This window comes from Stappia sp. ICDLI1TA098, assembly GCF_054880955.1.
Genome location: NZ_JBTZBT010000001.1, coordinates 2,153,292 through 2,179,915 on the forward strand (window position 1 = coordinate 2,153,292; position 26,624 = coordinate 2,179,915).

Sequence of the window (26,624 nt, forward strand, 5' to 3'; positions counted from 1 at the left end):
ACCCCTCACCGGAACTTGCCGTTACTTTCAGCACCCCAAAATGAAAGAAACCTTTCAATATTCGCGATTCGAACCCTTGGATACTTACAGAACAGAAACAACGCGCCCGATCCAGCATATTTGCAGAACCAAGAAAGCCGCCTCAGGAGTGTGACCGGAACGCAACATTCTCGCGGAATGTCAGGCGGGGAACTACATTTTAAAAGTCGAAAATTACGCTAGGTAACTTCAGATGGCGCGCACGGATCTCACCGCGCGCGGCGAGGTCCGTGTCCGGAAACGGGTGCTATCCGGCGCGCGGGCCGTCGAGAGTGGGATGCAGGGGAGGCTGCCGACCACGCGGCGGGACCAGGTGGGGCGGCGTTGCCCGCTGGAATCAGGACAGCCCGAAGCGGCCTGAGGACGTGCTCAGGCCGCTTGGGGGAGCCTCAGCCCTTCGGGCGGATCAGGCGCAGGCGCCAGGTGACGTTCTTCTTGTCGGAGGTCAGACGGCAGTCGTCGAGCACCTCCCAGTCGGCACCGTCGGTCGCCTCCCAGAGGCGCCCGATCAGGCGATTCGCACCCGACTCGGGACGCTTGGGCGAATACATCGAGATGGCGATGACGCCGTCGGGCGACAGGAAGGGAACGTAACGGGCGACCGCCGCCGCCGGATCCTCCGAGAAGTGCAGCACTTCGTTGAAGACGACGGCGGAAAAGGTCTCACCGGGCTGGGCCGCGAACGTGTGCAGGTCACCGACCCTGAGCGAGGCGATCTGCGGGTCGACATCGGCAATGCCAAGAGCCGCCGGCGCCAGATCGACACCCACGTAGCGGTCGACGCCCATGGGCTTCAGGCGCTCATAGAGCAGCCCCTCGCCGCAGCCGATGTCGAGCACGCTGTCGAGCGCGCCGTTCAGCGCCAGCCACATGCCGATGATGCCGTAACGCCCGCTCTCGGGAAGATCGCGCAGAAATGCCCAGCGCCCGCGCCGGTATTCCTCGTCCCAGCCGTCCGCGGTCGTCGCATTCTTCGCCATCATCGTCTCCGGTTTGATCGGTCCCGCCCGCATGGGGCGTCAGCCCTCTCACTTATACGGGTCGGCGGCGTCACGCAAACCGTCACCGAGGAAGTTGAAGGCGAGGACGACGATGATGATCGGCACGACCGGTGCCATCAGCCACGGGTAGACGACAACGACGGAAATGTCCTGGGCCTCGTTCAGCAGAACGCCCCAGGAAACGGCGGGGCGGCGCAGGCCGAGGTTGAGGTAGGAGAGCGCCGTTTCACCGAGGATCATCGCCGGGATGGACAGCGATGCCGAGGCAATGACATGGCTGGTGAAGCCGGGCAGAAGATGCTTGCGGATAACGCGCGAGGGCGTCGCCCCCATCAGCAGCGCGGCTTTGGCGTATTCCTCCTCGCGCAGCGACAGGAGCTTGGAGCGCACCGCGCGCGCCAGTCCCGGCCAGTCGAGAAGACCGAGAATGACCGTGATTCCCAGGTAGATCCACACCGGCGACCAGGTGACCGGAAGCGCCGCCGAAAGCGCCATCCACAGCGGCAGTTCCGGCAGGGAGCGCAGGATCTCGATCACGCGCTGGATGAGACTGTCGACAAAGCCGCCGAAATAGCCGGCGATGCCGCCCAGGACGAGACCGAGCACGATGGAAATCGTGACGCCGATCAGACCGACCGTGAGCGACAGGCGCGCGCCGTAGACGAGACCCGAGAAGACATCGCGCCCGAGCCGATCGGTGCCGACGGGATAGAAGGTGCCGCCTTCGGCCGGACAGACCAGATGGAACCGTGCCTCGAACAGACCCCAGAACTGATAGGCCGAGCCCTGGCAGAAGAACCGCAGCGGCTGAACGTCGGTGCGATCTTCCTCATAGACCCAGCGCACCGTCTCCAGATCGATGTCGGCCTTCAGCCCGTAGACGAACGGACCGACGAAGGCCCCGTCATGGAAGAGGCGCAGCGTCTGCGGCGGCGCGTAGAGATGGTTGTTGGACCGTTCCGAGGGCGCGTAGGGCGCGATCACCTCGGCGAAGGGAACGCAGAGATAGAAGAGGATGAGGATCGCACCAGACCACACGGCGAGCCGGTGGCGGCGGAACTTCCACCACATGATCTTCCACTGCGAGGCCTGGAAGTAGCGCTCCTGCTCGGGCGTCAGCGTCTTGGCGGCGGCCGGGTTGAACGGCTCGGCGTCGACGAAATGCTCCAGCGGTGCGTCCCGCGTGTCGTTGGCGCTCATGATCCCGCCCTCCCGCCAAGTCGGATGCGTGGATCGAGCACGGCCAGCAGCAGGTCGGAGACAAGCATGCCGAAGAGCGTCAGCAGGGCGACAAAGAGCAGGATGAAGCCGGACAGGAACTGGTCCTGCGACTGCAGCGCATTGAGCAGAACCGGGCCGACGGTCGGCAGGTTCAGAACCACCGAGACGATGACCGAGCCCGAGACCAGTGCGGGAATAAGATTGCCGATATCGGCGATGAACGGGTTCAGCGCCATGCGCAGGGGATATTTCGTCAGCAGCCGAGCCTCGCCCAGCCCCTTGGCGCGGGCCGTGGTCACATATTGCTTGTGCAGTTCGTCGAGCAGGTTGGCGCGCAGTCGGCGGATCATCGCCGCCGTCCCGGCGGTGCCGATGACAACCGTCGGCACCACGAGGTGCGCGAGGATCGAAAGCGCCTTGGCAACGCTCCAGGGCTCGCCGATGTACTTCGGATCCATCATGCCGCCGATGGAGAGCCCGAACCACAGGTTGGCGAAATAGAGCAGGATCAGACCGAGCAGGAAGTTGGGCGTCGCCAGACCGAGATAACCGAGAAGGGTGAAACCGTAGTCACCCCAGGAATACTGCCGCGTGGCCGAATAGATGCCGATCGGAAAGGACACCACATAGACGAAGAGGATGGTGGCGACGTTGAGCACGATGGTCAGCGGCAGGGTCGGGCCGACCACATCGGAAACCGGCTTCTCATACTCGAAGGACCAGCCCCAGTTGCCCTGGATCAGGCCGTCGAAGCCGTGCGGCCCCTGCCAGAGGCCGACCCAGATCAGGTAGCGCTCGAAGAAGGGCCGGTCGAGCGCGTATTCGCTGCGCAGGAACTCGAGCTTGGCGATGGACGCGCTCTCGCCGGTCGCCCGCAGGGCGGCGATCTGGTTCGAGATGTAATCGCCCGCCGGCAACTCGATGATCACGAATATCAGCAGGCTGATCACCAGAAGCGTCGGGATCATCGTCAGGATCCGGCGCAGAATGTAAGTGAGCATCAAGCGGTCTCCCAGCCGCGGCCACTGCCGCGCACGCTCATTTAAGGTAGAATTCGTCCATGCGGTGAATGCCGAACTGGGCGCCCGGGTCCCAGCCGTAGATCCCCTCGACCGGCACATTGCCGAGATCGCGCACGACAACCGGCTGGCGCACCTCCGAGACAAGACCGATGTGGATGGTCTGCTCGGCGTGGATCCTGAGCATCTCGTGCCAGATTTCGGTGCGCTCTTCCTCGGACGTGGAGGTAAGCCAGTCGTCATAGAGGCTGGTCAACTGCACCGCCGGCTCCCAGTCCGGCTTCTCGCCGGTCTGGCCCTGGGTCTCGTACCAGTTGCCCCAGGCCGACCAGGACAGGAAGTCGCTGCGCACCGGCGCAAAGTCCTCCGGCGGCATTTCCGAGGTGGGAATGCCGTTCTCGAAGCCAGACCAGACCGCCATCACCAGCAGGCCCGAAAGCGCCCGCTCGCGGATGATGTCGCGTTGGCTCGGCTTGGGAAACAGCTTCACGCCGATCTCGCGCCAGGTCTCTGCCACGAGTTCGAGGGCGTCGAGCTCCTCCTGGCTTTCGCCGGCCGCCTCGACGATGATTTCCAGCGGACGGCCGTCCGGCAGTCGGCGCACGCCGTCGCCGCGCCGCTCGGTCAGGCCGATCTCGTCCAGCAGCGCGTTGGCCTTCTTCGGATCGAATTCCGCGTTGAGCGAGCGATATTCGGCGCGAAACAGCGGGCTCATCGGCAGAACCGTGTCATTTCCCGGAGAGCCGAAGCCTAGGTAGAGCACCTTGTCGATCATCTCCCGGTCGATCCCCAGCGAGAGCGCATGGCGGAACCGCGCATCGCGCATCAGCTTCCGCCAGACAGGATCCTTCACCGTCAGGTTCGGGATCAGCGAGATCTGCGAGCCCTTGCTGATCGGCCAGAGGTAGGTCTCGAAGCGCCCCGCCTTCTCGCCCTGCTTGAGGATGGTGATGTCCGAGAAACCGATGTTGCGGGCCTGGAGGTTGACCTCGCCCGCCTGCGTCTTGGCGGGAATGATCTTGCCGTCGGCCACCGTCATGATCACCCGGTCGACATAGGGCAGTTGCTGCCCGGCCGTATCGACCCGGTGATAGTAGGGATTGCGCTCGAGCACGAACCGCCGCTCGCCGTCGTCGACCACACGGACCCAGGGCTGCAGCGTCGGCAGATCCGGGTTCCGGGCGTCATACATGTCGTCCATCTTGTTGAACAACGCGGCCCAGTTGCGCAGCTTCTTGCGCGCCGCGAGCTGCGCGATGTCGTCCATGTCCCCATAGCGGGCGTGGAACTGCTTCAGATAGTGCGCCGGACGGTAGATGAAGGGCGGACGCGACTTGGCCAGCTCCGGCTTGAACAGCGGATTGGGCGCGTCCCAGGTAAAGCGGACGGTCGTCTCGTCCAGCACCTCGAAGACAGGCGGCTTGCCGCCGGCCAGCATGAATTGCGGCAAACCGGAGGGCTGCAGCTTCTCATTGAGGGCGACATCCTCATACCAGAAGCGGATGTCCTCGGAGGTAAAGGGCGCTCCGTCCGACCACTTGTGCCCCTTACGCAGGCGCAGCGTGAAACGGCGATCATCCTCGCTCTCGAACGACTTGAGAAGATCCGGACGCAGTTGCAGGTCGCTGTCGTAGCCGACCAGACGGGCATAGCCCCAGACATTGATGAGGCGCACGTCCTTGGAGCGGCCGATCAGCGTGTCGATCTGCCCGCCGGGCGTGCCGATCTGCCGGCCGCGCACGGACGGATCAACGATGAGCGGTTCTTCCGGCAGACGCTCGGTGACAGGCGGCAGGTCAACGCCGACACGATCAACCAGGCTCGGCGTCTCCTTCAGTTCCAGAGCGCTGGCGCTGCCGATACCGCTGACTGCAAGAAGGGCAGCGCCGGCAAGACAGGAGCGCAAGGCGGCAGCAAGTATGCCGAACGGGCGGGAATGGACGGTCATTGAGCAGCCTCCCGGGGCGTCGTGCCCCTGCCCCGGCCGGCCAGGCCGGGCGCGCAGACATAATGACCGGGCGCCACCTCGACGAGGCTGGGAACCATGCCATCTTCCAGACGGTAGGGCTCGGGCCAGAAACTGGGCTCCGAGGAGCGGCCGGCGTCGAGCGCGGCGAAATCAAGCGGCGCGTCGAGATCGGGCTCCGGCACGGAGGACAGAAGAGCCTTGGTGTAGGGATGCCGGGGAGTGTCGACCACGTCGCGCGTCGCGCCGATCTCGACGACACGACCGCGGCACATCACCGCGACACGGTCGGCGATGTAGTCGACAACCGCCAGATTGTGGCTGACGAAGAGGTAGGTCAGCCCGAGCTCCGACTTCAGGTCCTTGAGCAGATTGAGGATCTGCGCCTGAACCGATACGTCCAGCGCCGAGGTCGGCTCGTCGCAGAGGATGAACTCGGGATTGAGCGCAAGTGCACGGGCAATGCCGATGCGCTGACGCTGGCCGCCGGAGAAGGAGTGCGGATAGCGGCGCAGGAAGCGCGGGTCGAGGCCGACGAGGCTCATCAGCTCGCGCACCCGCTCGGCGCGCTCGGTCGGGGTACCGACCTTGTGGATGACCAGCGGCTCCGCCAGCAGCTCGTTCACCGTCATGCGCGGATTGAGCGAGGAGAAGGGGTCCTGAAAGATGAGCTGCACGCGCCTGCGATAGTCTAGAAGATCAGCACCCGACAGACGGGCGACGTCGCAGCCGCCCTTGCCGGTGTCATAGGAGATGGAACCGGAGTCGATATCGAGCGCGCGCAGGATCGCCTTGGCGGTGGTCGTCTTGCCAGAACCGCTCTCGCCGACAAGGCCGAGGCATTCTCCGCGCCGGACGGTGAAGGAGACGTTGTCGAGCGCCAGGATCTCGCGCGGCGGACCGGAGAACAGTCCTCCCTTGCGCCCCTTGAAGCTCTTGGTCACGCCGTCGAGCGTCACCAGCGGTGCGTCGGCCTGTACGGCGTGGCATGGCGTTTCCTTGCGGGAACCGACGGCGTGGGGCTCGATCGGCCGGATCGGCACGAGCCGCTCTCCCGCCTCCATGGCAAAGCGCGGCACGGCATTCAGCAGCGCCTTGAGATAAGGATGCCCCGGATTGGAAAACAGCTCGCGGGCGCTGCCGCGCTCCATGATGCGCCCGTGATAGATCACCACCACATCGTCGGCCATGTTCGCGACAACGCCGAAATCATGGGTGATCAACAACACCGACATGCTGAGCTCGGCCTGCACATCCTTGATCAGCTTCAGGATCTCGGCCTGGATCGTCACGTCAAGGGCGGTCGTCGGCTCATCGGCAATGAGAAGTGCGGGATGGCAGATCATCGCCATGGCGATCATCGCGCGCTGGCGCAGGCCGCCGGAGAGCTCGAACGGATAGGCATCCACTCCCCTCTCGGGATCGGGAAAGCGCACAAGGCGGAGCATCTCGCGGGTCAGCTCACGCGCCTCGGCGGCACCGACGCCGCGATGCAGCTCGGCCGCCTCGCCGATCTGGTCGCCGATGGTGTGCAACGGCGAGAGCGAGGTCATCGGCTCCTGGAAGATGATGGCGATGCGATTGCCGCGAATGGCCCGCATCGCCGGCCCTTTGCGGTCGAGCGAGGCAATGTCGACCGGCGCCGCGGAGGCGCTGTCACGGAAGAGCACGCGACCGCCGGCAACATGCGCGCTTTGAGGCAGAAGCCCCATGATCGTCTGGGAGATGACCGTCTTGCCGGAGCCGGATTCACCAACCAAAGCCACGGTACGGTTGTGCGGCACGTCGAAGGAGACGTTGTCCACCGCGCGGGTTGTTCCCTCGCCGGTCCTAAAATCGACACTCAAGCCATCGATCGACAGCACATTCACGCGATACGCCCTCCCCCCGGCGAGATCTCAGATGCAATAGAACCGAGCCGTCATAGGTGTGACAAGCTGCCGTAAAAGGCAATTCAGGGCAAATCCCCACCCGCAACAACGACTACCCGGCCAACGTGACCCGGTATGTGACACTCATCACAAGTGCATGAACGTTCCCTGACCAACTAGGCACTTCTTCCCAGATGCTCCACAGTCTCGTCAAACAGGCCGACCGATGCCGGGTCCGTCGAGGTCTCGACCTGCCAGACGGTCACCGATCCGGAACGCCCGCGCAACCTGTGGGAACCGATCGGCACCCCAAGCGGCGCCGGCGCGTCGGGCCTGACCGCCTGGGCGCGGGCCGAAACACCATCGACGGCCACCATCGACATGGCGGCGTCGCTTGCCAGGATGACCGTCTCTTCCTCCGGCGCAACCTCACGCCCCAGGGACTGAAGCCTCTCGCAAAGGTTCACCGCATCGCCGACGACGGTATAGTTCCAGCGGTCGAGCGCGCCGACATTGCCAACGACAACACGGCCGCTGTGCAGGCCAATGCGCACCTTGAACGCCGGACGCCCCTGGCGTTCCGCCTCGCGGTTCGCCGCCTTCATGGCCTCGGCGATGCGCAGACAGGCGCGCAACGCCGCCGGCGCATGGTCGGCCCGCGCGTCTGGCGCGCCCCAGAAGGCCAGCATGCCATCGCCGATGAACTTGTCGACCGTCCCCGCCTCCCGCTCCACGGCGGCGACGAGAAGAGCAAAATGTGCATTGAGAAGCGCGGCCGTTTCCGCAGCGCTCAGGTTTTCCGACAGCGAAGTAAACCCGACGATATCGGTAAAGACCAGCGTGACATCGTGCTCGCTCGCCGTCGCCTGATGAACGCCGAGACGCATCAGCTTGCTGAACAGTGAGCGAGGCACGTAGATGTTCATCGCCTTGAGACCGACGACCATCGCGTTAAACGACTGATAGACCTGATCGAGCTCGCGGATGCGGCTGCGCGGCAGCGGCTGAACGCTGTCGAAGTCGAGCTTGCCGACGAAGCCCGCGCGCCGGGCGATTTCGGCAAGCGGGCGGGCGGTTCGCCGGGCGAGCAGGATGGCGAAGCCAAGGGCGACGATGATCGAGGCAAGGCCGACCGACGCCGAACCAACCAGCCGGCGGATCTCTCGCGAGATGGTCGAGGCCTCGAAATACTGGCCGACCGTCCATACGCCGGGTCCGTATCCGGCGATCACCTTGGTGATCGACAGATATTCCGGACCGCCGCTCACATCGAACTCACGAACCTGAATGCCGGCGGCATTTGCCTTCTTGAAATTGTCGAGCGTCGGCGTCGCGTCAAAAGCGGCGAGAACCGGGTCGCCGATGGAGGTGACGCTGGCCGGAAGCCTGGCAACCGCCCCTTCGAAGTCGGGAAGCCGGTCGAGATCGGAGTGGGCAATCACCTCGTCGCCGTTGGCGATGATGAAGACGGTGGAAGCCGGGCCGTCGTCGAGCTGGGCGACGGTCCGGCCGAGCTCTTCCAGCGAGACGGCGGCGGTGAGGTAGCCGGTAAGCGTCCCGTTTTCGACGATGGGCACGGTGACATTCGCGTAGGTCACCTCGCCGGATGTGATCAGCGGACCCCAGGTTGCCGCCGAGGTCGCCGAGACCTTCGGCAGGATGTAGCGCTGCGCCACTTCCGGGAGGTCGTCGCGCTGGAACGGCCAGAGCTTGTCGCTGCTGGACCGATAGACACCGAACTCGCGGTGTGAAACGTCGGAGACAACAAGCACGTCGATGGCCGGATTGGCATTCATCGCGGCCAGCAGCACCGGGCGCAGGCGCTCCTGCTCCGAGGGACCGACGGGGGTCCCGTCGAGCATGGTCTTGAGATGGACCACGGCGCTCGAGGCCAGGTCGAGATGGTCGCGCAACTGCCGCTCGAGCGCGTTGGTCGACAAGATCGCCTTGTCGTTGAGAAGCGAGAAGGTGTTGCGGGCGTTGGCGAAGACGGCCAACCCCAGCACCAGGCTCATCGACAGCGTGAGCAGCAGGCCGAACGCCATGCCGACGAGAACGGTCAGGGAAATCCCGCGCAGGCGTCCGCGCCCATATCTTCGCAAGGAGGTGATCATGCCTGATTTCTGGTTCTGCGCCCTGGTGTCTCGATTTTCGCACCTTAATCCCGAATCCGGGCAAAACGCGAGCCCGCGTGCGACCGGGAGAAGGCAGACCCACCGCTCTCTTGTCCTCGCCTTCCCTCACCGGCTAATACGGGTCCAACAAGGGAGCATCTTTGCGTGACCGACTATGAGGCTGAATACAACAACCGGGCCCTGGTGCCCGAGCATCCGACGCTGATCGAGGGGTGGGCCCGCGACGCCGCCGCCTATCGCGAGACCGCGGCCGGCGAGATCGGCGTGTCCTATGAGCTCTCGGTGCGCACCACCTATGATGTCTTCCTGCCCGAGGGCGGACTGCCGGAGACCGGCGTTATCGGCCTCTTCATCCATGGCGGCTACTGGCAGGCGCTCGACCGCAGCTTCTTCTCGCACATGGCGCGCGGCCCGGTGGCGCATGGCATTCCCGTCGCCGTCGCCAACTACTCGCTCTGCCCGGATGTGCGCGTCGCCGACATCACCGGCGAGATGCGCCGCCTGGTCGGCCACCTATGGGAACGCTACCGCAAGCCCGTCGTTGTCTATGGGCATTCCGCTGGCGGTCACCTCACGGCCATGATGCTTGGCACCGACTGGGGCGCACGCGGACTGCCGCCGCGTCTGGTGCCGGCGGGCCTTTCCATCTCCGGCCTCTTCGACCTGCAGCCGTTGCTCGACACCTCGATCAACGAGAAGCTGCGGCTTGATCGCAGGGAGGCGATCGAGGCCTCTCCGGTGACGCTCGCCCCGCCCGTCGGCCTGCACCTGACGGCCGCCGTCGGCGGCGGAGAGTCCAGCGAGTACATCCGCCAGTCGCGGGTCTTCGCCGATCTCTGGGGACGCGGCGGGGTCGACACCAGGCTCGACATCCGCGGAAACGACAACCATTTCACAGTGATCGCTCCCCTTGCCGATCCGCAAAGCGATCTGACCGGGACACTCGTCTCGATGGCTCGCAAGATCTGCTGACAAGACGACCTCGCCGCCTTCATCCTGTTTCGCGCGGAGGCCACCGCGCCGACCTTGAGGACCTGCCAATGCGCCCGGAAACAACCGCTCCCGTCCGTCTCGAGGACTACCGCCCGCCCGCCTTCCTGATCGAAACGGTCGAGCTCGACATTCGTCTCGCGCCGAAGGCGACGAAGGTCTCCGCCCGCCTGACCGTGCGCCGCAACAAAGGCACTCCCGCGGACGCGCCGCTGGTGCTCGACGGCGACGAGCTGGCGCTGACCGGCCTCACCCTCGACGGCAGCGCGCTGGCCGGCGACGATTACGTCGTGACGCCGGACCGGCTGGAGATCTTCCGCGTGCCGGACGGCCCCTTCACGCTCGTCATCGACACCCGGCTCGATCCGGACGCCAACACCAAGCTGATGGGCCTCTATCGCTCCAGCGGCACCTATTGCACGCAATGCGAGGCGGAAGGGTTCCGCCGGATCACCTACTTCCTCGACCGGCCGGACTGCCTGGCGCTCTACACCACGCGCATCGAGGCGCGGGCGAGCGAGGCACCCGTGCTTCTGGCCAACGGCAATCCGGTGGACGCCGGCCCGGTGCCGGGCACCGACCGGCACTACGCCGTCTGGCACGACCCGCACCCGAAGCCGAGCTATCTCTTCGCCATGGTCGCCGGCGATCTCGCGGTGATGCCCGATACCTTCACCGCCGCCGACGGACGCGAGGTGGCGCTCAACATCTTCGTCGAGCACGGCAACCAGGATGCCTGCGGCTGGGCCATGGACAGTCTCAAGCGGTCGATGCGCTGGGACGAGGAGGTCTTCGGGCGGGTCTACGATCTCGACGTGTTCAACATCGTCGCCGTCTCCGACTTCAACATGGGCGCGATGGAGAACAAGGGCCTCAACATCTTCAATGACAAATACGTGCTGGCGAACCCGGACACGGCGACCGACCAGGACTATGCCGGCATCGAGGCGGTAATCGCGCACGAATACTTCCATAACTGGACCGGCAACAGGATCACCTGCCGCGACTGGTTCCAGCTCTGCCTGAAAGAGGGCCTGACGGTCTTCCGCGACCAGGAGTTCTCCGCCGACATGCGCTCGCGCGCGGTCAAGCGCATCGCCGACGTCCGGCTGCTGAAGTCGCACCAGTTCCCGGAGGACGCGGGACCGCTCGCCCATCCGGTGCGCCCGCGCCTCTACCATGAGATCAACAACTTCTACACCGCGACCGTCTACGAGAAGGGGTCGGAAGTCGTGCGCATGCTGAAGACCGTCGTCGGCGACGACGCCTTCCGTAACGGCATGGACCTCTATTTCGACCGCCATGACGGCGAGGCAACGACCATCGAGGCGTTTCTCGCCTGTTTCGCCGAGGCAAGCGGTCGCGATCTCTCCCGGTTCGCGCTGTGGTACGAGCAGGCGGGCACGCCGACGCTAACCGTTTCCAGCACCCATGACGCCGCAGCCGGCACGCTGACGCTTGCCGTCGAGCAGCGCACCGCGCCGACGCCTGGACAGACCGCCAAGCAACCGCTGCACATCCCGCTGCGGCTCGGCCTCGTCGCCGGCGACGGCCGCGACCTGACACCCGAAACCGTGACCGGCGCGGAGATGACGGGCGACGTGCTCCACATCGTCGCCGAGCGCCACGAGGTCGTGCTGTCCGGCATCGCCGAAAAGCCCGTCCCCTCGCTGCTTCGCGGTTTCTCCGCCCCGGTGAACCTGAGAAGCGACGTTTCCGATACCGATCAACTCTTCCTGTCGGCACGCGACAGCGACCCGTTCAACCGCTGGGAGGCCTTGCAGACGGTGGTGACGAAGACGCTGATCGCCGCAACCGCTGCCATCGCCAGCCAGAGCGAGCCGGTGCTCGATGGCAGTCTTGTGGCCGCGATCCGCGCCAATGCGACCGACGCGGCGCTCGAACCAGCGTTTCGCGCCCTGTGCCTGCAACTTCCGGGCGAGGCGGACATTGCCCGCGAGATCGGCCGTGACATCGATCCGGAGGCGATACGCGCGGCGCGCGCCTGGCTGCGAAGCAGCCTTTCCGACGCGCTGACCCCGGCGCTTCTCGGCCTCTACAACGAGATGGCCTCCTCCGGCGGCTTCTCGCCCGATGCAGCCGCCGCCGGCCGGCGCGCGCTGCGCAACGTGGTTCTCGACTATCTCGGCAACGGCTCCGTTCCCGAGGCCGCCGAACTGGTCGCCGCCCAGTTCCGCGCCGCGGACAACATGACGGACCGCTTCGCCGCGCTGACCACGATGGTCCACGCCAACCTGCCAGGGCATGAGGAAGCACTCTCCGCCTTCGAGGAGCGCCACCGCGCAACACCGCTGGCAATGGACAAGTGGTTCATGGTGCAGGCAACCGCCCCGGCCGCCGACACCCTCGACCGGGTCAAGGCCCTGTGCGCTCATCCTGGCTTCTCGGCTGGCAATCCCAACCGGGTGCGTGCCCTGATCGGTGCCTTTGCCACAGGCAACCAGAGCCAGTTCAACCGGGTGGATGGCGAAGGTTTCGCCTTCGTCGCCGCCTTCGTGCAGGACCTCGACAAGCGCAACCCGCAGGCGGCGGCGCGGCTGATGTCCGCCTTCCGTTCCTGGCGCGCCCTGGAACCGGACCGCAGGACACGCGCCGAGACCTGCCTCAAGGCGCTGGCGAAGGCGCAAGACCTTTCCGTCGACCTGCGCGATATCGTCGATCGCTGCCTTCAGTAAGCGGTGAGTCTCCGGCGCATCCGCCCCCGCAAATATATGCGCCGGAGACTCGCAAGAGTTGTGCAATCCGCAATTCGCCTTAATCTTTGCTTAACCATATTTTTCTTGGCCGACTCTGGACAAATCAAGCGAATGCGATTCAAATGAAATCGATTCGAGCGGCGCTCGAGTGCAGTTTGGCGGCTTAATCGACACATCGGGGGCCAATAACATGGCGCGTGCCTTTGCAGGCTCAGCGTCCGCGCGTCGATTCGCGGACATTCTTCGGCGACACCGCGAAACGCAGTCGCTGACCGGTCATATCCGACTGCTCGCGCAGCCTGCCTATCAGCGCCTGCTGACGGCGGAACCCTTCTTCCGTCGCGCCATTCCGATCCTCTGCATCGTCTTCATCGCCACGCTGGCGACCTACCGCGCCCTTACCCTTTCCTACGACCATGAAGAGACCGACCAGCGCGCCCGCGACGATCTCACCATGATCGCCACGACGCTGACGGCGCGCCTCGACGCGGCCGAGGGCGAACTGCCGGAGATGGGCTTCGAGAGTGCGCTGCAGGCGGCCCTTGCCGACAACCTGCCGCCGCGCGCGACCAGCGACGGCCGCCGCATCTATGTCGCCGACGCCGACGGCCGCATCGTCGCCACCGCGCCGCAGCGCTCCGACCTCGACGGACGTCTTCTCGCCGAGCTTCTCGGCGCCGGGCAGCCGCTCACCGTGTTCGGTGCCCGCGCCGGCGTACTGACCATCGATTCCGGTAGCGACACCGAAGCTTATGCGACTGTCCATCACCTCAACGGCCGTCTCGGCATGGTGGGGCTGATCCAGGACAAGGACATGATCTTCGCCGAGTGGCGCACTGGCGTTTCGGCCAATGTGACGCTCTTCGTCGGCACCGCCTCCGTCATGATCGTGCTGATCTATGCCTTCTTCGCCCAGGCGACCCGCGCCGAGCAGGCCGACCAGATCTATGCCGCGACGCGCGCACGCATCGATCTCGCGCTCGACCGCGGCCGCTGCGGCCTGTTCGACTGGGATCTGTCGCGCGGACGCATCTTCTGGTCCGCATCCCTCTACGAAATGCTCGGAATGAAAGCGCGCGACGACATCCTCGGTTTTTCCGAGATTTCAGCGCTGACCCATCCCGACGACATCGACCTCTACGACCTGGCGGAAAGCCTGCTGGAAACCGGCGAGACGACCGTCGACCGTATGTTCCGCATGCGCCACGCCAACGGCGACTGGGTGTGGCTGCGTGCACGCGCCGAGGTGCAGAGCGAGCCCGGCCTCTCCGAGCCGCACCTGATCGGCATCTGCATCGACATCACCGAGCAGCGTCAGCTCGCCGAGCAGAGCCGCACCGCTGACCTGCGCCTGCGCGACGCCATCGAGACGATCTCGGAAGCCTTCGTCCTGTGGGACACCGAAAACCGTCTGGTGATGTGCAATTCCAATTACCAGAAGCTCCACAACCTGCCGACGTCGGCGATCAAGGCCGGCACCGCCTATGCCGACGTCATGTCCGCGGCGCGCCAGACCGTGGTCTCGGCGAGCCCGACCATCGGCAGCGACGGTTCGGACCCCTCCTCCAGCTACGAGGCACAGCTCGCCGACGGCCGCTGGCTGCAGATCTCCGAGCGGCGGACCAAGGACGGCGGCTTCGTCTCGGTCGGCACCGACATCACCGCGCTGAAGCGCCATGAGGAAAAGCTGATGGAGAGCGAGCGGCGGCTGATGGCCACCGTCGCCGACCTCCGCCAGTCGCGCCAGAAACTCGAGGTGCAGGCCCAGCAGCTTGTCGAGTTGGCCGAGAAGTACTCGCAGGAAAAGACCAAGGCCGAGGAAGCGAACCAGGCCAAGTCCGAATTCCTCGCCAATATCTCGCACGAGCTGCGCACACCTCTGAACGCGATCATCGGCTTCTCGGAGATCATGGACAAGGGCATGTTCGGCCCCCTGGGCTCCGACAAGTACACGGAGTATTGCTCGGACATTCATGACAGTGGTCGCTACCTGCTCAACGTGATCAACGACATTCTCGACATGTCGAAGATCGAGGCCGGCCGGATGGATCTGAAGCGCGAGGAGGTCGACCTTGTCGCCATGGTCAGCGACGTCAGCCGCATCATCTCCGCCACGGCAGCCGAAAAGAGCATCGCCGTGGAGAGCGAGACCGCGGAGGGGCTGACGCTCTCCGGCGACCGCCGCGCGGTGAAGCAGGTGCTGCTGAACCTGCTCTCCAACGCCGTGAAGTTCACCCCCGACGGCGGCAAGGTGCGGATTTCCGCCAACCGCTCGCGGGAGAAGGACGAAGCGGTGGAGATCGTCATCAAGGACACGGGCATCGGCATCAAGGATGCGGATATCGCCCGCCTCGCCAAGCCCTTCGTCCAGGTCGAGAACCAGTTCACCAAGACGCACAAGGGATCCGGCCTGGGGCTGGCCATCGCCCAGTCGCTGGTGCGCCTGCATGGCGGCACCATGACCATCCGCTCCAAGGTGGGCGAAGGCACCGCCGTCACCGTCCGCCTGCCGCTCCATGCGCCGCGCCCGATCGGCCGCCCGGAGGTCCCCGAAGAGGTGATCGTCGATGCGGCGGAAAAGGCGAAGGCCGCGATCCGGCAGATCGCCTGAGCCCCTCGCAAAGGCGCGAGAAGACAGCAATTGAGAAAGGCCGCCGGATACATCCGGCGGCCTTTTTTCAATTGCGTGAGCGGCGATGGCGCGCTGACTCAGCTCTTTTCCGGCGCACGGACCGGGCCCAGCAGACGCTCGAAAGTCTGGCGCACCGCCTCCTGGCGCTCCTGCAGGAGAAGCTCCAGATGGGCGAAATCGGGGGCCTCGCCGGCATGCGCGAGAAGCTGGCGCACGCCCTTCGGAGCGGCCTCCGCATCGAAGCGCCCCTCGAGCGCAAGGCGCTGAACCTGGGTCAGTGCATGATAGAGGCGAATGCCGGGCAACAGGATCTCCGCGTCGCCGGCGCTAAGGACTCCGGCCTCGAGCGCGCGTTCCAGAGCGGTTTCGGTCGTCTGGGACAGTATTTCCGGCGCCTTGTGCGCATGCGCGAGCTGGAGGTACTGGGCTATGAACTCGATGTCGACCAGACCGCCGGCGACCTGCTTGATCTCCCAGATGTCCTTCGTGCCCTTGTCCGCCTCGATACGCCCCCGCATCGCCGCGACTTCGCCGGCGAGCGTTTTCGCATCGCGCTGTTTCGACAGCGTGCCCTCGATGAAATCGCCGATGCGCGCAGCAAACCCCTCCGAGGACGAGGCAATCACCCGGGCGCGGGTCAATGCCATGTGCTCCCACGTCCAGGCGTCGCTCGACTGATAGGCCTCGAAGGACGAAAGGCGGGTTGCCAGCGGTCCGGCGTTGCCGGACGGCCGCAGGCGGAAGTCGACCTCGTAAAGCTGCCCCTCGGCGGTCGGCGCCGAAAGGGCCGAGACCAGGCGCTGGGTCAGGCGGATGAAATACTGGCTGGTGGGCAGCGGCCGCGCGCCGTCCGTCTGGGTGACCTCCTCGGGGTGTTCGTAGAGCAGGATGAGATCGAGATCCGACGAGGCCGTCATCTCGCGCCCGCCGAGCTTGCCCATGGCCAGAACCGCCCATTCGGCACCCGGCAGCCGTCCGTGGTTCTCAGCCACCAGGGAGACCACATGAGGAAGAAGCCCGGCGACGATCGTCTCCGCCAGTCGGGCAAGCGCCTCGCCCACCTGATGCGCGGTCATCGTGTCGGTGAGCAGACGCAGGCCGATCAGGAACTGCTGCTCCTGCGCGAAGATGCGCGCGCGGTCGAGCGCATCCTCGTAGAAACGGGCGAGATCGAGCGTACGCTTCAGTCCCGCCTCGAATTCGGCCGAGGTCGGCATCGTGCCGAAGAAGGCCGGATCGATCACCGCATCAAGGACATGAACCCGCTTCGAGACGAGTTCCGCCAGACGCGGCGCGGACCCCATCACCGTCGCCAGAAGGCGCAGCAACTGCGGGTTGGAGCGCAGCAACGCGAAGAGCTGCACACCCGCCGGCAGCTTCGACAGGAAGCCGTCGAAGGCGAGAAGCGCCTGGTCGGCATTGTCGGTGGAGGCAAGCGCGGCGACGAGCGCCGGGTGCAGCTCGGTGAGCCGCTCGCGGGCGCGTGTCGAGCGCACCGCCGGATACCGGCCGAAATGCCAGGCGCGAATGATCTTGCCCGCCTCGCGCGGGCGCTTGTAACCGAGCCCCGACAAAGTCTCCAGCGTGTCGGGATCGTCGTCATCGCCCGTGAAGACCAGATTTCCAAGGTCCGAGGCGAGCTCCGGTTCGTTCTCGAAAAGGGCCGAGTAGTGCCGCTGCACGGTGCGGAAGTAACCGCGCAGGCGGTTCTCGAAGTCTGCCAGCGTGTCGAAGCCCATCAGCCGCGCGACGCGGGCGCGCGAGGTGTCATCGGCCGGCAGGATGTGCGTCTGCTCGTCGTTGAGCATCTGGATGCGGTGTTCGACCGAGCGCAGGAAGCGGTAGGCCTCGGTCAGCTCGCTGCAGGTTTCCGGCGCGATCCAGTCCAGCTCGGACAATGTCACGAGCATGTCGAGCGTGCGCCGGCCGCGCAGGGCCTTGATGCGACCTCCGGCGATCAGCTGCTGGGTCTGGGCGAAGAACTCAACCTCGCGGATGCCGCCGCGTCCGAGCTTGACGTTGTGCCCGGCGACCGCGATCTCGCCGTGTCCCTTGTGGATGTGGATCTGACGCTTGATGGAATGGACGTCCGCGATCGAGGCATAGTCGAGATACTTGCGCCAGATGAAGGGCTCGATCTCGTGCAGGAACGCCTCGCCGCAGGCGATGTCGCCGGCACAGGCACGCGCCTTTATCAGCGCGGCGCGCTCCCAGTTCTGGCCAAGGCTCTCGTAGTAGACCAGCGCCGCGGGGATCGACATGGCAAGTGGCGTCGCGCCCGGATCCGGGCGAAGCCGCAAGTCGGTGCGGAAGACATAGCCGTCGGCGGTGCGATCGCTCAGCAACTTGACGAGGCGCTTGGTCACGCGGACAAACTCGACCGGAGCCTCGGCATCGCCGGAAATGGGCGCGGTCTCCGGGTCGTAGAGGACGATCAGGTCGATGTCCGAGGAGTAATTCAGTTCGAGCGCGCCGTATTTACCCATCGCCAGGACCGTGAACCCCGAGCCCTCCTCGGGCGCGGCCGGGTTCACCGGGGTAAATCGGCCGCGTCGTTCAAGATCGCGAAGGCAGAAACGGATCGCCGCGGTGAGCGCGGCATCGGCGAAACGACTGAGACCGGCCGTCACCGCGTCCAGATCGAGCGCGCCGGCGATATCGGCGAGTGCCAGCGTCAGCGCCAGATCCTTCTTGTGGTCCCGCAGCCCCGTCATCAGCGCGGCCTCGTCGGCGGCGACGAGATCGCGGGTGGCCGCGATCAAGCGTTCAACCCGGTCCGCGGGCACGCTTTCGAGGATGTCGGCCAGCCGCTCGGGTGCCGAAGCAGCGAGATCGCGCAGATAGGGCGCGTTCGACAGGGCGCCGCCGAGAAAATCCGAGACGCGTGCGCGGGTCTGCGCCCCGAAGGTGCTTCCGGTGCGCTCGAGAGCGCTCTCGAGATCGGCAAGGATCGCCTCGGCCGCAGCCGCATCGGCCGGCGCCGGCACACAGCCGATCACCTGCGCCAGCGCCCGCCCGCTGGCGTCCGCCGCCTCGTTCCGCTGCCCGCCGCGCGAAGCCGTGTCCCGTGTCTCGCTCACTCGCATCCCCCCGCGCGGACCGGTGTCCGCGCCCTGTTGTCGTTTCGGATCGCGTTCGCGCTCCGCAGCCTCCCTTTAGCGCGAGACGCCCGGCGCGGGAAGAGAGCGCGCATCGTCGCCCCCTGCCCTCTCGCCTCCTGTACCCTCCGCGACGTCCGCCGAATGAGGTGCAGCCGGTGCCTCGCCCTCGGGAAGCCGCAGCACCGCGCGTAGCCCCGGGTCTCCGTCCTCGAGCCTGAGGGTGCCCTTGTGCAGATGGGCGACCGCCGAGACGAGGCTCAGCCCCAGGCCAGAGCCTGGTGCGTTGCGGCTTTCCTCCAGCCGGATGAAGCGGTGCGTCACCCGCTCCTTGTCGGCATCGTCGATGCCGCTGCCAAAGTCTCGCACGGACAGCGCCACCTGGTCGCCCTCGCGTTCGGCGGCCAGAACGATGCGCGCGCCCGCCGCGTCGGTCGAATGTCCGTATTTGAGGGCGTTCTCGATAAGATTGATCAGCGCCTGGACGATGAGTTCGCGGTTTGCCTCGGCGAAAAGCCTCTCGCCGGCACGCACTTCCAGCGTCCCGCCCTCGTCCTCGGCGACCGGCTGGTAGAGTTCGCCGACTTCCTCCAGCAGTGCGCCGAGATCGACCGGCTCGAACTGGGCTCCCATTGAACCGGCCTCGAGCCGGGCGATGCGCAGCAGCGCGTCGAAGGTGCGGATCAGGGCATCGCAATCCTCGAGCGTCCGGTTCAGTGCCTCCCTGGCGAGCGGATCGCCGACATCGCCGCGCACCGCCTCCTCGACGCGGTTGCGCATGCGCGTCAGCGGCGTCTTGAGGTCGTGGGCGATGTTGTCGGAGACGTCCTTCAGACCGTGCATCAGCGCCTCGATGCGGTCGAGCATGGCGTTGAAGCCGACGGCGAGCCGGTCGAACTCATCGCCCGATCCCTCCACCGGAAGCCGCTCGGAAAGATCGCCCTCCATGATCCGACGACCGGTTTCCGCCATCGCGTCGATCCGCCTCAGGACTCTGCGGCGGACGAAAACCAGAGTGACGATGCCAAGCACGGCGACGACGACGAGCCAGAAGCGCGTCGCTTCCGACAGGAGCGAGCGGAACCGCATCTGCTCCTGGAGGTCCCGCCCGACCAGAAGGCGGAACCCGCCGGGCAGCTCGAACACGCGCACCAGCGCCTCGCGGCGGGCGCCATCGCCGATGGGAACATAGGAGACCTGCTGCAGCTCACCGGCAGCACTTGCCAGCACCCGGTCGTCAAGGCTCTCGATGTTGCCTGCGATCTGGTTGGCGGCGAAATCGACGACAAGATAGAGACTGGCGCCCGGGCGGCGGGAGCGGGCGTCGACGGTTGCCACCAGCCCCCGGATGCCGGCGATGCGGTAGCGATCCGCGAGGCTGGAGATTTCCGCATCGATGGTCTCGACCGCCTGCTGGCGCAACACCATCGCGGTGTTCTGGCTCAGATAGACCAGAACCGCGCCGGAGGCGAGCGTGAGGGCGATGAAATAGATCAGCGCCAGCCTGATGACCGTGGTGCGGAACACACGTCCGGTTGCAGAGAGTTGTCTCATGGCAGGGTCCCTGCCGCTCACGCGGCCGCCGGGCCGGCATCGCGGATCGTGTAGCCGGCGCCCCGGATGGTATGCAGCAACGGCCGCTCGAAGTCCTTGTCGATCTTGGCGCGCAGGCGCGAGATATGAACGTCGATGACATTGGTCTGCGGATCGAAATGATACTCCCACACATGCTCAAGCAGCATGGTGCGGGTCACCACCTGGCCGGCGTTCTGCATGAGGTATTCGAGCAACTTGAACTCGCGCGGCTGCAGCGGAATTTCTCGGCCGGCGCGTGTCACGGTGTGGCGCAGCCGGTCGAGCGTGAGGTCGCCAACCGTGTAGACGGTCTCCACGTCCTGCTGGCGCGGACGCCGCCCGAGCGCCTCGACACGGGCGAGCAGCTCGGAAAAAGCATAGGGCTTCGGCAGATAGTCGTCACCGCCGGCGCGCAGACCCGTCACCCGATCATCGACCTGACCGAGCGCGGAGAGCACCAGAACGGGCGTATGATAGCCCTCCGCCCGAAGCCCCGAGATCACGGAAAGGCCGTCGCGGCGCGGCAGCATCCGGTCGACCACCAGAACATCGTAGGGCGCTGTCGTCGCCAGTTCGTAGCCCGTTTCGCCATCGGCGGCGTGATCGACCACATGGCCGGCCTCGCGCAAGGCCTTGGCGAGATAGCCGGCAGCCTCGACATCGTCCTCCACAATCAGAATGCGCATCGTCTCATCCGGGCTTTGCGTCCCGCGCGGGCGGGCGGCAACATCATCTGGCGTGCATAGCATCGGAACTCTCCCTGGTCCAAGTTCGGGACGCACCTTCGCCTGAAACGACAAGGCCCCGAAGCGTGAGCTTCGGGGCCAGGGACAACCGGATCCGGCTTGCGGCGGTTGCGGACCTTCCCAGTCAGCTCCGGCCGTCACCGGCCCGCCGGGGACCGCCTCCCGGGCGCGTTTTCGGGAGGCGGAAGGCGGGCCGGAGCGTTGTGCTACGGATCAGCCCTTGGAGACGGGCACCGCGATGAACCGCGTCGCTCCGTCGCTTTCCACCCGCATGAGCACCGCCTTGCGACCGTTCTCGTTGGCCGCGAGCACAGCACTGGCAACATCGCCCGGCTCGCTCACCGATTTGCCGGCGACTTCGAGGATCACGTCGCCGCGCTTGAGGCCCTTCTCGGCCGCCGGACCATCGGCCACCGCATCGGTGACGACGACGCCCTTGTCGCCCGCCCCAACCTTCGCGGCACTTGCCAACTCGATGCCGAGGCTGTCGACGAAGGCGGTGTCCTTGCCTGTCGGCTTGAGCGAGGCGACGGTCGACTTGTCTTCAAGAGTGCCGAGCTTGACCTTGACGGTCTCCTTGGCCCCATCGCGCCAGACGCCGAGGGTGACGTCGGTTTCCGGCGGATATCCGGCGATCTTGCGGGCCAGATCGCGCGGGCTGTCGATCTTCTCGCCGTCGACGGACAGGATCGTATCACCGGTGCGCACGCCAGCCTTGAGCGCCGGACTTCCGTCCTGGGCCTCGGCCACGATCGCGCCCTTGGGCTGGTCAAGACCAATGCTCTCGGCGATGTCCTTCGTCACCGGCTGGATCTGAACGCCGAGCCAGCCGCGCACGACGGTTCCGTCGTTCTTGAGGTCGGCGACAATGCCGCGAGCGGTCGAGGCAGGGATCGCGAAAGCGATACCGACATTGCCGCCGGAGGGCGAAAAGATCGCCGCATTGATGCCGATGACCTGGCCCTTGACGTTGAAGGCCGGACCGCCCGAGTTGCCCCGGTTCACCGGCGCGTCGATCTGGATGAAGTCGTCATAGGGACCGGCGCCGATGTCGCGGCCACGGGCCGAAACAATGCCGGCGGTCACAGACCCGCCAAGGCCGAAGGGATTGCCCACGGCGACAACCCATTCGCCGACCATCGGCGCGTCATCGGCGAATTCCACATAAGGGAAGTCGTTCTTGCCGTCGATCTTCAGCAGGGCGAGGTCGGTGCGCTTGTCGGCGCCGACAAGGCGAGCGTCGTACTCGGTGCCGTCATCGGCGACAACGGTGTACTTGCTGCCATCGGCGACAACATGCTCGTTGGTAACCACATAGCCGTCATCGGTGATGAAGAAGCCGGAGCCCTGCGCCATGCCATGGCGGCGCGGCTGCTGGCGCTGCTCGCCGTTGCCGGAGGGATCGCCCCCGAAGCGGCGGAAGAATCGCTTCAGCGGATGACCGTCCGGGAGATCCTCGAAGCCGGGAATGCCACCCTGGGAGGACATCATCTGCGGCGTCTCGTCGGTGACGACGCGGACACTGACGACGGCCGGCTTCACGGCGGCGACGACCGGCGCGAAGTTCACCGGTGCCGGCGCATCGACACGCACCGGATCGGCAAGGGCGAACTGGCCGGGAACGACGGTCTGAGCGCTCAGCGCGCCGGCCAAGCCGAGCGCGAGAGCGCCAGCGACAACGCCTTTGCGGCTCGGCAGGCGGCGAAAAGCGCGGGGGATACGGATGTTCGACATGTTTCGTCTCCACGTGACGGGTCGGGAACCTGGTGCCGGCGTGTCACGCGGGGAAGCGATGTCGCCGGCTTGCCCATCCCTTATGGAGCACGCCGCCTTACAGGCGCCTGTCGGTGGAATTAAGAATTGGTAATGTACTGGAACGGGCCGTCAGGCGCCCCGCTCCAGAAGTGCGATGAAGAAGCCGTCGGTCGACGTCCGCGCCGGGCTCAGCGTCGCGAAGCCTTCCCGCGAGAACCGCGGCTTTGGCGCCTCGGTGCCGAAGATCGTCTCCCAACGGGCGGAAAGGTCGACGGCGGCAAAGCCGGGCTCGCGCTCGAGAAAGGCGCGCACACGCTCTTCGTTCTCCGAGGGCAGAACCGAACAGGTCGCATAGAGCATATGTCCGCCCGAACGCACGAACCTCTGCGCGGCGGACAGCACCTCGTCCTGCTCCTGCCGGCGCGCGGCAAGTGCATTGGGGGTGATGCGCCACTTTGAATCCGGACGGCGACGCCAGACGCCGGACCCGGAGCACGGCGCATCGACGAAGACAAGATCCATGCGGCCCTCGAGATCCTCAAGACCACCGGCCTCGGGATCGCGCACCTGCACGTTGCGGGCGCCGGCGCGCTGCAGGCGCTCATAGATCGGAGCGAGCCGAAGCTTGCTCGCATCATGCGCATAGATCTGGCCGCGGTTCTCGAGTTCGCCGGCAAGCGCCAGCGTCTTTCCGCCGCCTCCGGCGCAATAGTCGAGCACCTGGGCAGGCATCACCGAGGCGGCGACGAGAGACGCAATCTGGCTCGCCTCGTCCTGAAGTTCGAACCAGCCCTTCCGGAACCCCTCCTCCGCCTGCACATGCGGCGCGCGGACCTTGCCGCGCGGCGGTGCGATGCGAAGACCCACGGGCGAGGTCGCCGTCGGGCCGAGTTCGACATGTGACAGGCGGCGGGTCAGCTTGTCACGGTCGTTCTTCAGCCGGTTGACACGCAGATCAATCGGCGCGCGCTCGGCAAGCGCATGGCCTTCCGCGACGGCCTCGTCGCCGAAGGCAGCCTCGAACTCGGGCCAGAGCCAGTCGGGAACATCGGCGCGGGCGTTGGGCGCAGCATCCTCCGGCATCACGGCAAGCAACTGCGTCCGCTCGGCGTCGGACAGCGGCTCGGGCGCGAAGCGGTCGCCCTCGAAGGCCTTCTCCAGCCCCTCGATGCCAAATTCCCAGGCGCCGGCGTAGGTCGCAAGCACCAGCCTGCGCGGATCCGCGTCGCCCATGCGAGCGGCGAGCGACAGGCGGTGGCGCAACGCATCGAACACGAGGTTGGCGATGACGAGCCGGTCTCCGGAACCGGCAAAGCGGTGGCCGTGCCCCCACTCCTTCAGCGCGTCCTGAACCGGTCGCCTCTGTGTCTCGACAACGCCGAGAATCTCGATTGCCGCGGCCAGACGGCCTCCGTCCTTCATTCCATGTCCCCGATCATGCAAATATGCGCGAACTCGACAGAGCTCGGTGCCCGGCCCGGTGTCCTTGCCGGCACGGCATCCGCGTCTCGCGCGAAATCCGAAGGGCAATGCGGAAGACCAGCCGTCGCTGGCGCATCCCCTTCCCGCTGCTTTAGCCGATAGGCGCGCCATTGCCAATCACTGCGCCGCCGAAGTCGCCTCTCTGCCGGAAAAGAAAAAATAACGCGCATACCAACCGGATAAGCATCCACTGATTGCAACGCCTCGTGATTAATGCCAGCATACAACCGAAAATCAACCAAAGCGTGCAAAAATGGCCGGAATTTATAACGTTTACATAACGTTCCTTCCAGTTTTCTGAGTGAAACCGGAGGTGCAGAGCATGAACGATACGCTCGAAGGAACGATTGATCCCGCCAAGGAACTGCAAGCCTGGAAAGCCTATTTCGCTTACGCTGCGCAGGACCTCGAGACGGAGTCTCCGGAGATCCTGGTTGCCTGTGCCCATCGCCTCCTGGAGATGGCGCAGAAAAGCAAGAAGTCCAGCCGGCGCCGTCCACAGCCTCGCCCGGTAGACTAACCCTCGGCGCTGGCGCGCCAGCCGTTCTGCGGCTGCTCAGGCGCGATGTGCACGCAATGACCTCGTTCACGGACGAAGCCATGTTCCGCCAGAACCAGCGCCCTTCCCGGGCGCTGGTTGTTTTGTCGTGGGCGGAGAAGATTGTATCTCCGCCACGTCTCCTCAGACGCTCGAGGGGTAGTTGGGGCTTTCGCGGGTGATCGTCACGTCATGGGCGTGGCTTTCGCGCAGCGCGGCGCCGGAGATGCGGACGAAGCGAGCCTTGTCCTGGAAATCGGTGATCGTCTTCGCGCCGACATAGCCCATGGCTGCCCGCAGGCCGCCGCCAAGCTGGTGCAGCACGCTGGCCAGCGGCCCCTTGTAGGGCACCTGTCCCTCGATGCCCTCGGGGACGAGCTTCAGGGCATCGCGCACTTCCGCCTGGAAGTAGCGGTCGGCGGAACCGCGCGCCATTGCGCCAACCGAGCCCATGCCGCGGTAGGACTTGTACGAGCGTCCCTGGTGCAGATAGACCTCGCCGGGGCTCTCGTCCGTGCCGGCCAGCAGCGAGCCGATCATCGCAGCCGACGCGCCTCCGGCAAGCGCCTTGGCGAGATCGCCGGAGTACTTGATGCCGCCGTCGGCGACGATCGGAACCCCATCCTTCTCGGCAACCGAACAGGCTTCCATGATCGCGGTGAGCTGAGGAACGCCGACGCCGGCGACGATGCGGGTGGTGCAGATCGAGCCCGGGCCGATGCCGACCTTGACCGCGTCGGCCCCGGCATCGATGAGCGCGCGGGTGCCGTCGGCCGTTGCAACGTTGCCTGCCAGCACCTGAACGGCGTTGGACTGGGACTTCACCCGCCGTACCATCTCCAGCACGCGCTCGGAATGGCCATGGGCGGTGTCGACGACAAGCAGATCGACGCCGGCATCGATCAGACGCTCGGCCCGCTCAAACCCCTCCGGCCCGACGGTCGTGGCCGCGGCGACACGCAGGCGCCCCTGGTCGTCCTTGGAGGCGTTCGGGTTGAGCTGCGCCTTCTCCATGTCCTTGACGGTGATCAGGCCGATGCACTTGTTGCTCTCGTCGACGACGAGCAGCTTCTCGATGCGGTGGTGGTGCAGGAGACGCTTGGCCTCGCTCTGGCTGACGCTCTCGTCCACCGTGACGAGCCTCTCGTGGGTCATCAGCTCGGCGACGCGCTGGCCCGGATCCGAGGCGAAGCGCACATCCCTGTTGGTGAGGATGCCGACCAGCCGGCCTACGACCTGACCGCCCTTGCCGCCATTCTCGACAACCGGAATGCCGGAGATCGAAAACCGCTGCATCAGGTCAAGCGCATCCTGCAGCGTCGCATCCGGGCCGATCACCAGCGGATTGACCACCATGCCGGATTCGAACTTCTTCACCTGGCGCACCTGCTCGGCCTGCTGGTCGATGGTCAGGTTGCGGTGGATCACGCCGATGCCGCCAGCCTGGGCCATCGCGATGGCGAGGCGCCATTCCGTGACCGTGTCCATGGCAGAGGAGAGGATGGGGAAGTTGACTTCCAGACCGCGCGTCACGCGTGTGCGCAGGTCGGTCTCGGAAGGCAGAACCTCCGAATGCCCGGGCATCAGCAACACGTCATCGAAGGTGAGCGCCTCGGTGCCGTGAATCGACTGGTAGAATGCTGACATTGTGCCAATCCCCTTTGCAGGAATGGACGGCCAACCGGCTAGCGAGGAAGCCTCCGGCAGGGCGGTCTCAGATGGGAGAAGTTGGCGCGGGTCAATAACATGCGTGAGACAGGATGGGAAGCCGCTTCGCGCATGCAGCATGTCGATTTCCCGCAATTGCGAAGGCGCGTCCCGAAGTTGTCCTGTGAAAGC

The 26,624-nt window shown here is 65.7% G+C and carries 16 protein-coding genes; 4 read left to right on the forward strand and 12 right to left on the reverse strand.

Annotated elements, in window-relative coordinates:
* Positions 1-428: 428 nt before the first annotated feature.
* The 6 genes from ACSLUQ_RS09605 to ACSLUQ_RS09630 form a co-directional block, all read right to left on the reverse strand.
* The gene (locus ACSLUQ_RS09605; protein ID WP_417773926.1) at positions 429-1,019 is read right to left on the reverse strand and encodes a class I SAM-dependent methyltransferase; all 591 of its coding nucleotides are present in this window, start codon (positions 1,017-1,019) and stop codon (positions 429-431) included.
* A 48-nt stretch (positions 1,020-1,067) separates the two neighbouring features.
* Positions 1,068-2,240: an ABC transporter permease gene (locus ACSLUQ_RS09610; RefSeq protein ID WP_461808378.1), complete on the reverse strand. Its 1,173-nt coding sequence runs from the start codon at positions 2,238-2,240 to the stop codon at positions 1,068-1,070.
* The gene (locus ACSLUQ_RS09615) at positions 2,237-3,262 is read right to left on the reverse strand and encodes an ABC transporter permease (RefSeq protein WP_417773928.1); all 1,026 of its coding nucleotides are present in this window, start codon (positions 3,260-3,262) and stop codon (positions 2,237-2,239) included. The genes ACSLUQ_RS09610 and ACSLUQ_RS09615 overlap by 4 nt, the downstream gene beginning before the upstream one ends.
* 37 nt (positions 3,263-3,299) lie before the next feature.
* On the reverse strand, positions 3,300-5,228 hold the full coding sequence (locus ACSLUQ_RS09620; RefSeq protein WP_461808379.1) for an ABC transporter substrate-binding protein: 1,929 nt from the start codon (positions 5,226-5,228) through the stop codon (positions 3,300-3,302).
* Complete coding sequence (locus ACSLUQ_RS09625) at positions 5,225-7,117, reverse strand: ABC transporter ATP-binding protein (RefSeq protein ID WP_417773930.1); 1,893 nt, start codon at positions 7,115-7,117, stop codon at positions 5,225-5,227. The genes ACSLUQ_RS09620 and ACSLUQ_RS09625 overlap by 4 nt, the downstream gene beginning before the upstream one ends.
* A gap of 176 nt (positions 7,118-7,293) precedes the next feature.
* Positions 7,294-9,231, reverse strand: coding sequence for an adenylate/guanylate cyclase domain-containing protein (locus ACSLUQ_RS09630; protein ID WP_461808380.1), 1,938 nt, complete (start codon positions 9,229-9,231; stop codon positions 7,294-7,296).
* Positions 9,232-9,396: 165 nt separating this feature from the next.
* Here ACSLUQ_RS09630 and ACSLUQ_RS09635 point away from each other — a divergent pair, with 165 nt between their 5' ends.
* The 3 genes from ACSLUQ_RS09635 (at position 9,397) to ACSLUQ_RS09645 (ending at position 15,570) form a co-directional block, all read left to right on the forward strand.
* On the forward strand, positions 9,397-10,224 hold the full coding sequence (locus ACSLUQ_RS09635) for an alpha/beta hydrolase (protein WP_461808381.1): 828 nt from the start codon (positions 9,397-9,399) through the stop codon (positions 10,222-10,224).
* 68 nt (positions 10,225-10,292) lie between these two features.
* Complete coding sequence (pepN, locus tag ACSLUQ_RS09640) at positions 10,293-12,938, forward strand: aminopeptidase N (RefSeq protein ID WP_461808382.1); 2,646 nt, start codon at positions 10,293-10,295, stop codon at positions 12,936-12,938.
* A 211-nt stretch (positions 12,939-13,149) separates the two neighbouring features.
* Positions 13,150-15,570, forward strand: a complete 2,421-nt coding sequence (locus tag ACSLUQ_RS09645; protein ID WP_417773934.1) for a PAS domain-containing sensor histidine kinase — start codon at positions 13,150-13,152, stop codon at positions 15,568-15,570.
* Positions 15,571-15,668: 98 nt separating this feature from the next.
* Here the strand turns inward: ACSLUQ_RS09645 and ACSLUQ_RS09650 are convergent, their stop codons facing one another.
* From ACSLUQ_RS09650 to ACSLUQ_RS09670, 5 genes are all read right to left on the reverse strand, one after another.
* Positions 15,669-18,671: a bifunctional [glutamine synthetase] adenylyltransferase/[glutamine synthetase]-adenylyl-L-tyrosine phosphorylase gene (locus tag ACSLUQ_RS09650; RefSeq protein ID WP_461808383.1), complete on the reverse strand. Its 3,003-nt coding sequence runs from the start codon at positions 18,669-18,671 to the stop codon at positions 15,669-15,671.
* Between the two features lie 75 nt (positions 18,672-18,746).
* Positions 18,747-20,243: a sensor histidine kinase gene (locus ACSLUQ_RS09655; RefSeq protein ID WP_461808384.1), complete on the reverse strand. Its 1,497-nt coding sequence runs from the start codon at positions 20,241-20,243 to the stop codon at positions 18,747-18,749.
* A 17-nt stretch (positions 20,244-20,260) separates the two neighbouring features.
* Entirely contained in the window at positions 20,261-20,950 is a 690-nt protein-coding gene (locus ACSLUQ_RS09660; protein ID WP_417773937.1) for a response regulator transcription factor, read from the reverse strand.
* A 273-nt stretch (positions 20,951-21,223) separates the two neighbouring features.
* Positions 21,224-22,744, reverse strand: a complete 1,521-nt coding sequence (locus ACSLUQ_RS09665) for a Do family serine endopeptidase (protein WP_417773938.1) — start codon at positions 22,742-22,744, stop codon at positions 21,224-21,226.
* A 150-nt stretch (positions 22,745-22,894) separates the two neighbouring features.
* Positions 22,895-24,187, reverse strand: coding sequence for an RsmB/NOP family class I SAM-dependent RNA methyltransferase (locus tag ACSLUQ_RS09670; protein ID WP_417773939.1), 1,293 nt, complete (start codon positions 24,185-24,187; stop codon positions 22,895-22,897).
* Positions 24,188-24,569: 382 nt separating this feature from the next.
* Between ACSLUQ_RS09670 and ACSLUQ_RS09675 the strand changes: the two genes are divergently transcribed.
* The gene (locus tag ACSLUQ_RS09675; protein WP_417773940.1) at positions 24,570-24,767 is read left to right on the forward strand and encodes a hypothetical protein; all 198 of its coding nucleotides are present in this window, start codon (positions 24,570-24,572) and stop codon (positions 24,765-24,767) included.
* 162 nt (positions 24,768-24,929) lie between these two features.
* Here the strand turns inward: ACSLUQ_RS09675 and guaB are convergent, their stop codons facing one another.
* Complete coding sequence (guaB, locus tag ACSLUQ_RS09680; protein WP_461808385.1) at positions 24,930-26,432, reverse strand: IMP dehydrogenase; 1,503 nt, start codon at positions 26,430-26,432, stop codon at positions 24,930-24,932.
* Between the last annotated feature and the right edge of the window lie 192 nt (positions 26,433-26,624).

Excerpts from the sequence above, each read along its gene's own strand:
- ACSLUQ_RS09605 (WP_417773926.1), bottom strand. The coding sequence starts at position 1,019 with ATGGCGAAGAATGCGACGACCGCGGACGGCTGGGACGAGGAATACCGG.
- ACSLUQ_RS09610 (WP_461808378.1), bottom strand. The coding sequence starts at position 2,240 with ATGAGCGCCAACGACACGCGGGACGCACCGCTGGAGCATTTCGTCGAC.
- ACSLUQ_RS09615 (WP_417773928.1), bottom strand. The coding sequence starts at position 3,262 with ATGCTCACTTACATTCTGCGCCGGATCCTGACGATGATCCCGACGCTT.
- ACSLUQ_RS09620 (WP_461808379.1), bottom strand. The coding sequence starts at position 5,228 with ATGACCGTCCATTCCCGCCCGTTCGGCATACTTGCTGCCGCCTTGCGC.
- ACSLUQ_RS09630 (WP_461808380.1), bottom strand. The coding sequence starts at position 9,231 with ATGATCACCTCCTTGCGAAGATATGGGCGCGGACGCCTGCGCGGGATT.
- pepN (WP_461808382.1), top strand. The coding sequence starts at position 10,293 with ATGCGCCCGGAAACAACCGCTCCCGTCCGTCTCGAGGACTACCGCCCG.
- ACSLUQ_RS09645 (WP_417773934.1), top strand. The coding sequence starts at position 13,150 with ATGGCGCGTGCCTTTGCAGGCTCAGCGTCCGCGCGTCGATTCGCGGAC.
- ACSLUQ_RS09655 (WP_461808384.1), bottom strand. The coding sequence starts at position 20,243 with ATGAGACAACTCTCTGCAACCGGACGTGTGTTCCGCACCACGGTCATC.
- ACSLUQ_RS09660 (WP_417773937.1), bottom strand. The coding sequence starts at position 20,950 with ATGCGCATTCTGATTGTGGAGGACGATGTCGAGGCTGCCGGCTATCTC.
- ACSLUQ_RS09665 (WP_417773938.1), bottom strand. The coding sequence starts at position 22,744 with ATGTCGAACATCCGTATCCCCCGCGCTTTTCGCCGCCTGCCGAGCCGC.
- ACSLUQ_RS09670 (WP_417773939.1), bottom strand. The coding sequence starts at position 24,187 with ATGAAGGACGGAGGCCGTCTGGCCGCGGCAATCGAGATTCTCGGCGTT.
- ACSLUQ_RS09675 (WP_417773940.1), top strand. The coding sequence starts at position 24,570 with ATGAACGATACGCTCGAAGGAACGATTGATCCCGCCAAGGAACTGCAA.
- guaB (WP_461808385.1), bottom strand. The coding sequence starts at position 26,432 with ATGTCAGCATTCTACCAGTCGATTCACGGCACCGAGGCGCTCACCTTC.